Consider the following 13,053-nt stretch of genomic DNA (forward strand, 5'->3'; position numbering starts at 1 on the left):
CCTTTCGGTCAGGCGGTGATGGACGCGGTGTCGGCGGCCTCGGCGGTCCCGGTCTCGGCGACCAGGGCGACGACAGCGGCGTCCACGGTGGGCTCGCCGGCCACCGCGGCGGCGGCCTCGTCGGTGACGACAAGCACGGTGGTGCCGACGCCGACGTTCAGCGGGTCGACCGCCACCAGGTCGGGGCCGTCCGGCCGGACCCGGATCAGGACGAGCCGCCGGCCCTGCAACGACGGCAGGATCCGGTCGGCCCACACCTTGCCGACGACCTCACCGAGCACCATCAGCTCGCTCCGGGCAGGGCGGCCATGACCTCACGGATCCGGGCGGTTTCCGGGTTGTCGAGCAGCGCCGCAGTGTTCGGGTGCGGCTTGGGATAGACCTGCGAGCTGCGCAGCTCGCCGTGGGCGCGGATGGCGGTCTCGCCGGCGGCGACGGCCTGCCGTACGGCGGCGAGCGTGCCGCGTACGGCGACGGCCAGGTAGCCGCTGGTGACCCGTTCGACGCCGACGCACCGTACGTCCGCGGTTTTGATCATGGCTTCGATGCCGGCCGAGAGGGCCACGACGCCGCGGGTCTCGACGATTCCGATCGCGATGTCGGAGGACATGTCTGATTCTCCTTACCGGTGGGTCAGTTGCCGACGAGTTGGGGGTCGGCCGCCAGCGCGCTGACGGCGTCGCAGGGGCTGGCGAAGACGATCGAACGCACCGATCGGCTCTTGGCCCGGGCGGTCTCCTCGCCGATGTCGACGGCTTCCTCGACGGTCGCGAGGTCACCGCGTACGGCGACGGCGACGATCCCGCCGCCGAGCCGGACCACCTTGGTCACCTCGACCTCGGTGGCCTTCACCATCGCGTCGACGGCGTCGAAGATGGGGGTGAAACCTTCGGCTTCGACGAAGCCCACGGCCATGTTCCGCATGCTCTCTCCTCTAGTGGTGGTCTGGCAGGTTCCAGGACACGACGGCGCCGCCGGTGCCCCAGATCGGGCCGTAGGCGTGCAGGTGCGCCGGACCGATGGCCGCCTCGGCACCGGTGGCGAAGGCGAGTGCCCGGAACTGGCTGTCCGCCTGCGCCTGCCGGGCGAATTCCTCGCGCACGGCGAGGACCTCGTCGACCTTGCCGGCGGTGAGCAGGTCGAGGATCCGGGTGTTCCACTGCTCGTGGCCGGGTGCGCCGATGCGGTCCTGGCCGGGGTCGATCCACTGTTGGATGAGCCCGGAGGACATCCCGGTCACCACGACGACGGCGGCGCGCAGGCCGGCGTCGCGGGCGGCGGCGGCACCGGCCCGACCCACGTCGGCGAGGGTCTCGGCGTCGGCGTAGAGGTTGCAGGAGACCTGCGCCCAGCGCAGTTTTCGCTCCGGATCGAGCAGGGCGGAGGTGACGATGGTGCCGGTGTCGATCGGGAACCCGTCGTAGCGGGTCCGCCGGGCCTGCATTCCGCCGGCCTGCACCCGCGCGGCCCACCGTTCGGTGAAGTCGACGTCGAACCGCAGGTCGTAGTCGAGCAGGCCGTAGTCGTAGGCGTACCAGTTCTCGTCGACGTGCTGGCCGCGCGGGTTGGGGTCGCACTGGAACTGGTGACCGAGGACGGTGAACCACTGCGTCGACAGCAGCAGCACCACGTCGGGTTCGAGGCGGCGCAGCCGGGCACCGACGTCCCGGGCCGCGTCGGCGAGCGCCGACCAGCTCGGTGCCGGTTGGTCGGCGAGCAGTTGGGGCATGCCGGGCAGCAGCGCCCCGGCGAGGATCCCGGTCCGGTCAGCCATGGTGGCTCCCCTCGGGCAGCCACTCCACCACCGCGTTGCCGGTGCCGATGATGGTGCCGTAGCCGAGCACGTCACCGCCGACCTTGGGCCAGCCCATCGCGGCGAGCATCCAGGTGAGGCTGCCGGCCTTGGTCTCCGAGGCGGTGGCCTCGATGTGTTCGGGGATGAGTTCGCGCAACGGTGCGGTGGGCCCGCACCGGATCGCCTCCAGCAGCTTCATGTCCCACCGGTACTGGTGGTTGTTGTACGGGTGTTCCCGTTCCATGTCCTCGGGCAGCTCCGGTTCCTCGTGCCAGTGCAGGTGCGACAGCGAGTTGGAGGCGAGCAGGACGGCCCGCCGGCCGGTGGCCTCGACCGCCCGCCGGGTGGCCTCGCCGAGCACCTCCATCTCCTCCAGCGAGGCGTCGGAGTAGAAGTACGGGTTGTTGTTGGCCGACAGCGAGACCACCGGCATGTCCCAGGCCGGGTTCGCCAGGTGCAGCGCGCCGATGGTGGCGTAGTCGACGCGTACCCGGGGGTCGCGCAGCGTGCGGGTGACAAGTCCGAGTCCGGCGGCCTCGTCGGCGATCGCCTCACCGAGTTCGACGTCGGTACGGAAGTCGTAGCGGTAGCGGAACAGGTGCGGGAAGATCGGCTCGACGGAGATGCCGCGCGGGTTCGGTACGCAGTTGACGTGGTGACCGACCATCGTGATCCAGTGTGGGGCGTGCACGATGAGCACGTCCGGTTTGTGCACCTCACGGATGCGGGTCCGCAGCCGCTCGTACGCCCAGCGCAGCGTCTCCCAGCCGCCGGTGGAGCGCGGCTCGTTCTGCGGCGGGTTCTCGGCGTAGATCAGGTGTGGTGGGTGTGGGCTGAGGCAGCCGGCGACGATGCCGCAGCGCGGCGGGGTGGCGGTCGGCTGTGGTGCCCGTGCGGCGGTGGTGGCGCCGCCCCGGGTCGGCGGCAGCGGCACCCGGAAGACCTTGCTCATGACCATCCTTCCCCGGCGAGCACCCGCACGTAGGTTCGGTCGTGCGGGGCGGTGCCGAGAATCCGCAGCCCGTCGTCGTCGAGGGCGAGTTCGTCAGCGGCCAGTGCCGCGTCGTGCCGGATCCAGGCCCGCAGCGGGGCCGGGTGTGCGCCGTGCACCTCGACGAGGGTGCCCTCGGCGAGGTCGCTGTCGGCGGCGACGTACGCCAGACGTCGCCGCCCCCGCTGCCCGGTGTAGGCCGGGTTGGCGGTGACGGTGGTCCGCAGCCAGCGCCGTTCGTCGCGCAACCGTTGCCGGGTGGCGACGGTCGCGGCGGCGTCGACGTCGCCGGCCGGGTCGAGTTCGACGCCGTAGCGCCGCCGGGCCTCGACGACGGTCAGGTACTCCTGGGCGACGTCCTCGGCGACGTCCTCGGGCAGCCGTTCCAGCGGGTCGCCCCAGCCGCCACCGCCCGCCGACTCCATGACTAGTACGTCACCGGCGCGCATCGGGAAGCCGGCGACCTTGCCGGGGGTGGCGAAGTCGACGCGCTCGCCGTCCGCGCGCCGGATGTGGGTCACCGTCGGTGCGCCGGGTCCGCCGTTGCGCAGCCCGTACGGCGGGACGGTGGTCCGGTCGGTCTGCACCGAGTAGGCGCCACCGCTGGCCAGCAGGCGGGTTTCCCGGCGGCTGCCGAGCCCGCCGCGACGTACCCCGTCGCCGCACGAGCCGGTCCGCAGCTCGCACGCCTCGATGAGAATCGGGATCTCGGTCTCCAGCCGTTCGACGGACTGGATGGTGGAGATGTCGCCGAGGTCGACCGGGTTCATCGCGCTGGGCCCGTCGGATTCGAGGAATCCGCCGTTGCCACCGGCGGGGTAGTCGTAGTAGAGGTAGGGCCGCCCGGTGTGCTCGTCAACGCCGCCGATGAGGTTCTGGAAGGTGGTGCCGAACTGGTCGGCGGCGATGAGGTCGGGTGCCACCTGGCTGAGGGCGGCCATCACGGCCGAGATGACCCGCTTGCGGACCTCGCTGTGCGCGTTGGCCGGGGCCGGGTAGCTGACGTGCACGACGGTGCCGGGTTCGGTGAGCACCCGCAGCGGCCGGAACGCGCCGTGGTTGACCAGGCCACCGGGGTCCAGTGCCGACTTGACCGCGATGAAGACGCCCGCCACGGTCATCGCCCGCGAGGAGTTCACCACGGCCGCCACCTGGCCCGACGAGCCGCGGAAGTCGGCCTCGATCTCGTCGCCGTCGACGGTGAGCGCACAGCGGACGATGGCGGCGTCGTACCGGCCGTCGGTGTAGAGGTCAAGGTAGTCCTCGTAGCGGTAGGTGCCGTCGGGCAGGGCCCGGATCATGGCGCGCAGCCGCTGCTCGGTCCGGTCCATGTTGGCCGCGACGGATTCGCCGATCAGGTCGACGCCGTGCCGGGCGACGAGTTCCCGCAGCCGGCGTTCGGCCGTGTGGCAGGCGGCGATGCTGGATTCGAGGTCGCCGCGGCGTTCCTCGGCCATCCGCACGTTGGCGAACACGATGTCGAACGCGGCCCGGTTGGGCCGACCTTGCTCGATCAGCCTGATCGGCGGGATCCGCAGCCCCTCCTGGAGGATCTCGGTGGCCTGGCCGGAGACGCTGCCGGGGGTCATCCCGCCGATGTCCGCCCAGTGCATGCGTACGCAGGGGAAGAGGAAGAGCTTCCCGTCGACGAAGACCGGGCTGATCAGGGTGACGTCGTTGAGGTGGCTGCCGCCGCGGTAGGGGTCGTTGACGATGTAGAGGTCACCGGGGCGCATCTCGTCGGCGAAGTCGGCGAAGATCTCGGCGACCGAGGCCGGCATGGCGATGACGTGACCGGGCATGTCCCGGCCCTGGGCGACCATCTGACCCTGCGGGTCGAACAGCGCGCAGGAGAAGTCCTGCGCGTCGGCGATCACCGGCGAGTGCGCCGTACGGAAGATCGTCTGTCGCATCTCCCGGACGATCGAGATGAGACCTTCGGTGACGACTTCCAGGTCGATCGGGTTCACAGTCATGCGGATGCCTCGCTGGGTTCCGGCTCGATCCCGGTGGACTGGACCATATTGTGGTCCTAGGGTTATATTATGAAACCTAGCAACCGAGAGGGTGGGAAGCAAGATGTCGTACGCCACTGACCCCGGCCCGGAGGACGGACCGGCCCCCCGCGAGTCCGGCACGCAGGCGCTGGACCGCGCGCTCAACGTGCTGCTCGCCTTCCGCGGCACCGACACCGAGCGCAAGGTCAGTGACGTCAGCCGCGAACTCGGTCTGCACAAGTCGACCGCCAGCCGGCTGTTCCGCGCCCTCGCCGACGCCGGTTTCCTGCAGCGCAACGAGGAGAACGGGAACTACCGCCTCGGGGTCACCGTCTTCGAACTCGGCGCCCGCTACCTCGCCGGCCTCGACCTGCACGCCGTCGCCCGCCCCCTGGTGCACCGGCTGGCCGAGGAGGAGGGCGAGAGCGTCAACCTGTCGGTCCTGGAGGGCCTCGACGCGATCTCGATCCACGTCGTGCAGGGCACCCGCAACCTGCAGCTCGTCTCCCGGCTCGGCCGCCGCATCCCGCTGTGGTGCAGCGCCGCCGGCAAGGCCCTGCTGATCGACCAGGACGAGGCGCACCTGCGCAGCACGCTGGCCAGCGCACCGTTCACCGCCCTGACCGCCAACACGATCACCGACCTGGACACGTTCGTCGCCCGGATGGCGACCGTCCGGCAGCAGGGCTGGGCCCTCAACGACCAGGAGAGCGAGGAGGGACTGCGGGTCGTGGCCGCGCCGGTCCGCGACCGCCACGGCCGGGTCACCGGCGCGATAAGCGTGTCCGGCCCGATCTTCCGGCTCGACGAGGCACGGGTGGCGGAACTCGCCGCGGCGGCCTGCCGGACCGCCGACGAGTTGTCCCGGCAGCTCGGGTACGGCTTCGGCGACGTCTGGGGCGACTGACCCGGTCAAAACTTCTCCTGCACCACGTCGGGGCGTACCCGCACGTGCAGCACGGCCGGCCCGGTCAGCGGCAGCACCTCGTCGAAGGCGGCCTGCGCGCCCGCCTCGTCGGTGACGGTCCACGCCGGCACCCCGAGCGCGCGGGCCACCGCGGCGAGGTCCCGTTCGGGGAACCGGGCAAGGTCCGGGTCGACCCGCGCGGGGCGAGCTTGCGCACCTCCGCGCCGTACGCGGCGTCGTCGAGCAGCACCAGCAGCACCGGCGCGCCGACCCGGGCCAGAGTGTCCAACTCGCCGAGCCCGGTGAGCAGGCTGCCGTCGCCCTCGAAGGCGACCACCGGCCGGTCGGGACGACCCACGGCGGCACCCACCGCGAACGGCAGCCCGACGCCGATGCTGCCGAACTCCCAGGGCGCGACGAACGACCGGTCGGTGGCGGCCGAGTCGAGCAGCAGGTTGGGCCAGCCGCCGAAGTGACCGACGCCCACGACGGTGGTCCGTTCGCGCGGCAGCCGGCCGGCGCAGATCCGGATGAACGCGCGTGGGTCGATCCGGTCCGCCGTGGACTCGACGGCCAGGCCGGCGAACGGGTCGGCGGCCGCCAACTCGGCCGACAGGTCAGTGCTGCGCCAGCACGGCCGGCGCACCGGCGCCAGCACCGCCGACACCGCCCGGGCCGTCTCACCCGCGTCGCCGAGCACACCGGCGGCCACCGGCCAGCGGGCCCCGATCGCCGCCGGGTCGACGTCCACGCTGACCACCACCGCGTCCGGGAAGAGGGCACCGTGGTCGGCGGTCCACCGGTTGAGCCCGGCGCCGAAGGTGACCACCAGGTCCGCCCCGGCCAGCACCCGCCGGGTCAGCGGGCGCGACAACCCGCCGGCCACCCCGAGGTCGTACGGGTGCCCGGTGAACAGGCCGGCGGCCATCAGCGTGGTGGCGAGCAGGGCCCCGCTGCGGTCGGCGAGTTCCCGGATCGCGGTAGCGGCCGACTCGGCGCCCCGGCCGGCGAGCAGCACCGGGCGTTGCGCCGTACGTAGCCGGCGGGCCAGCGCGTCGACGTCGTCGGAATTCGGCCCGAGCGGTCGCGGCGCCCGGGGTGGCACCGGCACCGGCACGACCGCGCCGGCCGGCACCGCCTCGTCGGCGAGGTCGATCGGCACGTTCAACACGACCGGGCCGGGCAGCTCGCGGGCCGCCCGGAACGCCAACCCGACATCGCGGACCGCGGTCCGGGCGGCGGTGACCGGCACGAAGGTGCCCGCGGTGGCCAACGCGTACGGCTGCTGGTCGAAGTGCTGCACGTGCAGCGGGTCGCCGGGCGGGGTGTCGCCGGCGATCAGCACCAACGGGGTGCGGGCCTGCCGGGCGATGGTCAGCGCCGCCCCGGCCACCGCCAGCCCGGGCCCCTGGGTGACGGTGGCGACCGCGCACCGGCCGGTGGTGCGGGCGTACCCGTCGGCCATCATCACCGCGGCGTTCTCGTTGCGCGCCGCGACGAACCGCACACCGTGCCGGTTCACCAGGTCGGCGACGAGGAACATGTTGGCGTCGCCGAGCAGGCCGAAGACGGTGTCGACACCGTGCGCGACCACCGCGTCGGCGATCGCCTCGAAGACCTTCACCGCGCACCCCCGTCCAGGTAGCCGCCGGGCGGGCGCAGCGCCACGCTCAGCGCGCCGAGGTACGAGTCGTTGGCCACCGCGTCGAACCGTGGACCGGCCAGCCGGGCGGCACGTTTGGTCATCGACCGGCCGACCGCCGAAGTGGCGAGCAGCCGGTCGGTGATGCCGGTGACGGCGGCCGGCAGTCCGTCGACGTCGACGACGGCCGTGACCAGGCGCAGCGCCAGCATGTCGGCCGGTTCCACCCGCTCGCCGAGCAGCAGCCAGCGCTTGGCCAGGTCGGCGCCGACCAGATCGGCGAGGATCGCCATGCCGCTCCAGGTCAGCGGGATGCCGAAGGTCACCTCCGGAAAGGTGAAGTAGGCGCTGTCGGCGGCCACCCGCAGGTCACTGGCGAGCCCGAGGACGGCGCCCGAGCCGATCGCCGGGCCGTTGAAGGCCGCGACGGTGGTCTGCTCCAGCCGGTACCAGCGCTCCACCAGCTCGGCGGTGCGCCGCTGGACGTACATGGTGGTCTCGGCGTCGAGGCCGGCCAGCTCGTGCAGGTCGGTGCCGGCGCAGAACACCGTGCCGTCGCCGGTGAGCACCACCACCTCGACCGTGCGGTCGCGGCCGAGTTCGTGCAGCACGTCCTCGAGACGGGCGAGCATGCGCAGGTCGAAGCTGTTGCGCCGGGACGGCCGGTGCAGCGTCACCCGGGCCAACCGGCCCGAGCGGTGCACCAGCACGGACTGGTCACCTGTCATGTTGACTCCGAGGTCAGAAGGGCTCGGTCGACCAGCGCGGCGGCATGGCCGACGTACGACACCGGGTCGAGCAACCCGGCCAGGGAGGTGCCGGGCAGGGCGGCGGCCACCTGCGGATCGGCCCGCAGCACCTCGGCGAACGGCCGGTTCTGCTCCAGGCTGTCGCGGACGATCCGCATCACCAGGTGGTGGGCCTGCTCGCGGCCCAGCGGTTCGGCCAGGCGGAGCATGACCGCCTCGGACAGCACCAGCCCGCCGGTGATGTCCAGGTTGGACCGCATCCGGTCCGGGTTGACGCCGAGGTCACCGAAGACCTCGATCAGCCGTTCCAGGGCACCGCCGATGAGGATGAAACACTCCGGCAGCAGCTTCCACAGCGTCATGCCGACGCCCATGTCACGGTCGTCCTGGGCGACCATGGTCTGCAGGGCCAGCGGCACCTGGGCGCGCAGCGTACCGGCGGCGGCGATCACCGCCTCGCACCGGATCGGGTTGCGTTTGTGCGGCATGGTGCTGCTGCCGACCTGGGTCGCCCGCTGCGGCTCGTACGCCTCGCCGACCTCGGTACGACCGAGGAAGTAGACCTCCCGGGCCAGCTTCTCGGCGCTGGCGGCGACCAGCCCGAGGACCATCAGGCACTCGACGAACCGGTCCGACGTGGCGTGCCACGGGGTGTCCGCGACACCGAGACCGAGTTCGTCGGCCACCGCGCGTTCCAGGGCGAACGCCTGCGGTCCGTACCCGGCCATCGTGCCGGCCGCCCCACCCATGCTGGTCACCAGCAGTCGTTCGCGCAGCTGGGCCAGCCGGGCCCGGTGCCGTTGCAGCTCGCTCTGCCACACCGCGCAGCGCAGGCCGAACGTGGTCGGCAGCGCCTGCTGGCCGTGGGTGCGGGCCGGCATCGGGGTGGCCCGGTGGCGCAGGGCCAGCCGGCGCAGGATCCGCACCAGGTCGTCGACCTGGCGTTGGACGACGTCCAGGCCGGCCCGGGCGCGCAGCACGAAGCCGGTGTCCATCACGTCCTGCGTGGTGGCGCCGAGATGGACGTAGCGGCCGGCGTCGCCGGAGCAGGCGTCGGTCAGCGCCCGGACCAGCGGCACGAGCGGGTGCACGGTGTCCGCGGCCCCGGCGGCGAGCACCGCGGTGTCGAGCCGGTCGAGCCGGGCCGCGTCGGTGATCGCCTGAGCCGCCGCCGACGGGATGAGGCCGAGGCCGGCCTGGCCACGGGCCAGGGCCGCCTCGACGTCGAGCCAGGACTGCATGAGCTGGCGGTCGTTGAAGATCCCACGCATCTCGGCGTTGCCGAAGAAACTGGTGACGGTCAACGAGTCCAGAAAGCACGAGCCGAGCTGCATCAGCGGTCCTCCTCACCGGCGAGCAGGTCGAGCGCGGCGCGCCGGTCGACCTTGCCGGACGGCAGCAGTGGCAGGCCCGGAACCGTACGGATCAGCGTCGGCACCTTGTGCCGGGCCAGCCGGGCGGTCGCCACCCCGGTGAGCCGGTCGGGGTCGATCTCGGTGCCCGCGACGGCGACGACGAGGGCACCGACCTCCTCGCCCCACCGTGGCGACGGCACGCCCAGTACGCACACCTGGGCCACGGCAGGATCGTCGAGCAACACCGCCTCCACCTCCGCCGGGCTGACGTTCTCGCCGCCTCGGATGATCAGTTCCTTGACCCGGCCGGTGAGGGTGAAGATCCGGTCGGCGCCGAGCGCGCCCAGGTCCCCGGTGCGCAGCCAGCCGTCGGAGGTGACCGTGGCGCGGGTGGCGGTCGGGTCGTCGACGTAGCCGGCGGTCACCGACTCGCCGCGCACCAGCAGCTCACCGGGTCGGCCGGCGGGCACCTCGGTCCGGGTGCCGGGGGCGACGACGACGGCGCACAGGTCCGGCACGATCCGGCCGACCGTCTCGCCCGGGTCGCCGCAGCTTCCGTCACCGGGGTCGACGCTTATCGTCGGTCCGGCCTCGGTCTGCCCGTAGATCACGGCGACGCGGTCCAGCCCGAGCACCCGCCGGGTCCGGGCGAGCAGCGCCGGCGCGCAGGGCGCCCCGCCGAGGAAGCCGACCCGCAGTGACGACAGGTCGAACCGGTCCGGTTCGGCCTCGACGGTGTCGGCGAGCATCGTGGCCATCGTCGGTACGGCCTGGAGCACGGTGCACCGGTGCCGGGCGACCTGGGCCAGCACCGGGCCGGACCGGAACCGGCGGACCGACACCCACAGCGCCCCGGTGACCAGGGCCAGCACGGCGCCACTGCCGAGACCGGCCGCGTGCGCGAGGGGCAGCGGCGAGGCGATCCGGTCGCCGGCGCCGAGTCCGGCGGCGTCGGCCGTCCACCGCGCGTTGACGATCAGGTTGCGGGCACTGAGCGAGACCATCTTGGCCGGACCGGTCGAGCCCGAGGTGAACTGGATGTTCAGGGTGGCGTCCGGGGTCACCGCCGGGGCCGGGGCCGCGTCGGTCCAGCCGGGCAGTACGGCCAGGTCGTCGCCGAAGGCGTACCAGCCGTCGGGACGGCTGCCCGGCGGCAGCCCGGCGACGGCCTGCGCGGCGGTGGCCGGGCCGTCGCGGTCGCGGACCTGGTTGGCCACGAACAGCCGACGCGGACGGCTGCGGGCCAGCGCCGCGCTCAGCTCCGGGGTGCTCAGGCCGGGATGCAGGGTCACCAGCGCGGCACCCCGCCACGCCGCGGCGGCGAGCAGGACCAGCCAACCCAGGCTGTTCTCGGCCCACACCGCGATCCGGTCGCCACGACCGACCCCGAGCGTGGCCAGCACCGCCGCTGCCCGGCCGGCCAGGTCGGCGAACTCACCCGCCGACACCGGTTCGTTCCGCTCGTCGAAGGCGTACAGCGGGCGGTCCGCTTCCCGGGCGGCGCGGTCCAGGACGAGGGCGTCGAGGGCGAAGGGGATCACCGGGTCACTCCTTGACGAGCAGCAGATTTCCGTGGTCGTCGACGCCGGCGGTCCAGCCGGCGCCGACCACCGTCGTGCTGCCGTTCTCCCGGATGACCGCCGGGCCCTGCACCGCGCCGCCGGTGGTCAGCTCGGTACGCCGCCAGACGGTGGCGTCGACCCAGCCGTCCGAACCGTAGATCCGGGTGCTTCCGGGTCGAGGCGTCGCACCGGCCGGGGGCGCGAAGCGGACGGCGGGTCGGGGACCGAACGCGGTCAGCCGGCAGTTGACGATCTCGGCCGGGTGCCCGGACCGGGCGTACGCGTACCGCTCGGCGTAGGCGGCGTGGAACATCGCCACAAGCTCCTCGGCGGTCGCCGGCACCTCCTCGACGGGTACGGCGAGGTCGAAGGACTGCCCCCGGAACCGCATGCCGACCGACAGGCCGAAGGTGACCTGATCGGGTTCGACACCGTCCTCCGCCTTGAGCTGTGCCCGCGCGACGTCACGCAGTTCGGCCGCCACGGCGCGTACCGCGCCCAGCCCCGCCTCGTCGGCGGGCACCAGCACCGTACGCACGTAGTCGTGCCGGGCCTGGGCGGTGACGAAGCCGAGCGCGGAGAAGTTGCCCGGCACCGGTGGCACCAGCACCCGGCGGATACCCAGTTCGTCGGCGAGCACGGTGGCGTGCATCGGGCCGGCACCGCCGAAGGGCATCAGCACGAAGTCCCGAGGGTCGTGACCGCAGGCGACCGAGATCTCCTTGATCGCACTGGTCATCTTGGTGGTGGCGATGGTGATGATGCCGTGGGCCAGTGCCAGGTCGTCGAGGCCGAACTCGGTGGCGAGCCGGCCCACGGCGGCCCGGGCCGCGGCCACGTCGAGGCGTACCTCGCCGCCGAGGCTCTGCCGCGGGTCGAGGTGGCCGACGACCAGGTGCGCGTCGGTGGTCGTCGGCTCGGTGCCGCCCCGGCCGTACGCGGCGGGGCCGGGGGTCGAGCCGGCGCTGCGTGGTCCGATCCGCAGTTCACCGCCCAGGTCCCGCCAGGCGATCGAGCCGCCGCCGGCACCGATCGTGTTGATCTCGACCTGGAAGGTGCGGTTCGGGTAGCCGGCGATCTTCCCGTCGTTCGTCATCAACGGGGTGCCGTTCTTGATCAGGCAGACGTCGGTGCTGGTGCCACCGATGTCGCAGGTGATCACGTTCGGATAGCCGGCCAGTCCGGCGACGTGGACGCTGGCGGCCACTCCGCCGGCCGGACCGGACAGCGCCAGGTTGATCGGCAGCCGGCCGGCTTCCTCGGTGGAGACGATCCCACCGCTGCTTGTCATGATCGACAGAGGTTGGGCGTAGCCGCCGGCCGCGAGCGTGGTGCCGAGCCCGCGCAGGTAGTCGGCGACCGTCGACCGGACGCTCGCGTTGAGCACGGTGGTGGTGAACCGCTCGTACTCGCCCTGCTCCGGCACGACGTCGGAGGAGATCGTGCAGACCAGACCGGGGTAGCGCTCGGCGAGCCGGGACGCCGCCGCCCGCTCGTGCGCCGGGTTGCGGTAGGAGTGCAGCAGGCAGACGGCGACCGCCTTCGGCCCGGCGGCGGCCACCCGGTCCAGCACGGCGTCGAGGTCAGCGGTGTCCAGCGGCCGCACCACGCTGCCGTCGGCGCCGATCCGCTCCCGCAGCACGTGCCGCAGCCGACGCGGGGTCAACGGCGCCCGCCCCGCCTCCTTGACGCTGTAGAGCTGCGGCCGGTGCCCCAACCCCATCTCCAGCACGTCACGGAAGCCCTCCGTGGCCACCACGCTGACCGGCTCGCCGGACCCTTCCAGCAGCGCGTTGGTGACCCGGGTGGTGCCGTGGACGAATCGGTCGACCTCGTCGAGGCGTACGCCGAGCTTGGCCAGGCCCTCGAAGATGGCCGCCGCCGGGTCGTCCGGTGTGGAGAGGGTCTTGGCCTCGGCGAGCCGGGCGGTGGCCGGCTCGTACACGATGACGTCGGTGAAGGTGCCACCGATGTCGACGCCGATGCACAGCATGGCGAGCCTTTCGGTAGTGGTGGGTGCGCCGAGTCGGGCGGGACGTGGCCGGGTCGCCGGGG

12 protein-coding genes are annotated in these 13,053 nt (G+C 72.8%); 1 reads left to right on the plus strand and 11 read right to left on the minus strand.

From position 1 onward, the window contains the following. Positions 1-8 precede the first annotated feature (8 nt). The 6 genes from ENC19_RS22085 to ENC19_RS22110 are packed head-to-tail and all read right to left on the minus strand — an operon-like array spanning position 9 to position 4,762. Entirely contained in the window at positions 9-284 is a 276-nt protein-coding gene (locus ENC19_RS22085; RefSeq protein WP_164449004.1) for a EutN/CcmL family microcompartment protein, read from the minus strand. Next, positions 284-610: a BMC domain-containing protein gene (locus ENC19_RS22090; RefSeq protein ID WP_164449005.1), complete on the minus strand. Its 327-nt coding sequence runs from the start codon at positions 608-610 to the stop codon at positions 284-286. The genes ENC19_RS22085 and ENC19_RS22090 overlap by 1 nt, the downstream gene beginning before the upstream one ends. 23 nt (positions 611-633) lie before the next feature. After that, positions 634-924, minus strand: a complete 291-nt coding sequence (locus tag ENC19_RS22095) for a BMC domain-containing protein (protein WP_093408679.1) — start codon at positions 922-924, stop codon at positions 634-636. 10 nt (positions 925-934) lie between these two features. Continuing rightward, on the minus strand, positions 935-1,774 hold the full coding sequence (locus ENC19_RS22100; protein ID WP_164449006.1) for a DODA-type extradiol aromatic ring-opening family dioxygenase: 840 nt from the start codon (positions 1,772-1,774) through the stop codon (positions 935-937). Then, complete coding sequence (locus tag ENC19_RS22105; protein ID WP_164449007.1) at positions 1,767-2,747, minus strand: DODA-type extradiol aromatic ring-opening family dioxygenase; 981 nt, start codon at positions 2,745-2,747, stop codon at positions 1,767-1,769. Before ENC19_RS22105 ends, ENC19_RS22100 begins: the two co-directional genes overlap by 8 nt. After that, positions 2,744-4,762 carry a hydantoinase B/oxoprolinase family protein gene (locus ENC19_RS22110; protein WP_164449008.1) on the minus strand — a complete coding sequence of 673 codons (2,019 nt, stop codon included), beginning with the start codon at positions 4,760-4,762 and terminating at the stop codon, positions 2,744-2,746. The genes ENC19_RS22105 and ENC19_RS22110 overlap by 4 nt, the downstream gene beginning before the upstream one ends. Positions 4,763-4,865: 103 nt before the next feature. Here ENC19_RS22110 and ENC19_RS22115 point away from each other — a divergent pair, with 103 nt between their 5' ends. Then, complete coding sequence (locus ENC19_RS22115) at positions 4,866-5,690, plus strand: IclR family transcriptional regulator (protein WP_166458956.1); 825 nt, start codon at positions 4,866-4,868, stop codon at positions 5,688-5,690. 64 nt (positions 5,691-5,754) lie between these two features. Here ENC19_RS22115 and ENC19_RS22120 read toward each other — a convergent pair whose 3' ends face one another. From ENC19_RS22120 to ENC19_RS22140, 5 genes are read right to left on the minus strand one after another with little or no spacing between them, the layout of a single operon-like run. Beyond that, the gene (locus ENC19_RS22120; RefSeq protein WP_328824325.1) at positions 5,755-7,314 is read right to left on the minus strand and encodes a thiamine pyrophosphate-binding protein; all 1,560 of its coding nucleotides are present in this window, start codon (positions 7,312-7,314) and stop codon (positions 5,755-5,757) included. Continuing rightward, positions 7,311-8,060, minus strand: a complete 750-nt coding sequence (locus ENC19_RS22125; protein WP_166458957.1) for an enoyl-CoA hydratase/isomerase family protein — start codon at positions 8,058-8,060, stop codon at positions 7,311-7,313. Before ENC19_RS22125 ends, ENC19_RS22120 begins: the two co-directional genes overlap by 4 nt. After that, positions 8,057-9,415, minus strand: a complete 1,359-nt coding sequence (gene purB, locus ENC19_RS22130; RefSeq protein ID WP_164449010.1) for an adenylosuccinate lyase — start codon at positions 9,413-9,415, stop codon at positions 8,057-8,059. The genes ENC19_RS22125 and purB overlap by 4 nt, the downstream gene beginning before the upstream one ends. Further along, a complete protein-coding gene (locus ENC19_RS22135) occupies positions 9,415-10,977 on the minus strand; it encodes a class I adenylate-forming enzyme family protein (protein ID WP_164449011.1) in 1,563 nt (520 codons plus the stop codon). Before ENC19_RS22135 ends, purB begins: the two co-directional genes overlap by 1 nt. 4 nt (positions 10,978-10,981) lie before the next feature. After that, entirely contained in the window at positions 10,982-12,991 is a 2,010-nt protein-coding gene (locus ENC19_RS22140; protein WP_164449012.1) for a hydantoinase/oxoprolinase family protein, read from the minus strand. Positions 12,992-13,053: the final 62 nt, after the last annotated feature.

The sequence above is a fragment of the Verrucosispora sioxanthis genome, from assembly GCF_010560025.1.
GTDB lineage: Bacteria > Actinomycetota > Actinomycetes > Mycobacteriales > Micromonosporaceae > Micromonospora > Micromonospora palythoicola.

Coding starts and splice junctions, on each gene's coding strand:
- ENC19_RS22085 (WP_164449004.1), bottom strand. CDS start 284: ATGGTGCTCGGTGAGGTCGTCGGCAAGGTGTGGGCCGACCGGATCCTG.
- ENC19_RS22090 (WP_164449005.1), bottom strand. CDS start 610: ATGTCCTCCGACATCGCGATCGGAATCGTCGAGACCCGCGGCGTCGTG.
- ENC19_RS22095 (WP_093408679.1), bottom strand. CDS start 924: ATGCGGAACATGGCCGTGGGCTTCGTCGAAGCCGAAGGTTTCACCCCC.
- ENC19_RS22100 (WP_164449006.1), bottom strand. CDS start 1,774: ATGGCTGACCGGACCGGGATCCTCGCCGGGGCGCTGCTGCCCGGCATG.
- ENC19_RS22105 (WP_164449007.1), bottom strand. CDS start 2,747: ATGAGCAAGGTCTTCCGGGTGCCGCTGCCGCCGACCCGGGGCGGCGCC.
- ENC19_RS22110 (WP_164449008.1), bottom strand. CDS start 4,762: ATGACTGTGAACCCGATCGACCTGGAAGTCGTCACCGAAGGTCTCATC.
- ENC19_RS22115 (WP_166458956.1), top strand. CDS start 4,866: ATGTCGTACGCCACTGACCCCGGCCCGGAGGACGGACCGGCCCCCCGC.
- ENC19_RS22125 (WP_166458957.1), bottom strand. CDS start 8,060: ATGACAGGTGACCAGTCCGTGCTGGTGCACCGCTCGGGCCGGTTGGCC.
- purB (WP_164449010.1), bottom strand. CDS start 9,415: ATGCAGCTCGGCTCGTGCTTTCTGGACTCGTTGACCGTCACCAGTTTC.
- ENC19_RS22140 (WP_164449012.1), bottom strand. CDS start 12,991: ATGCTGTGCATCGGCGTCGACATCGGTGGCACCTTCACCGACGTCATC.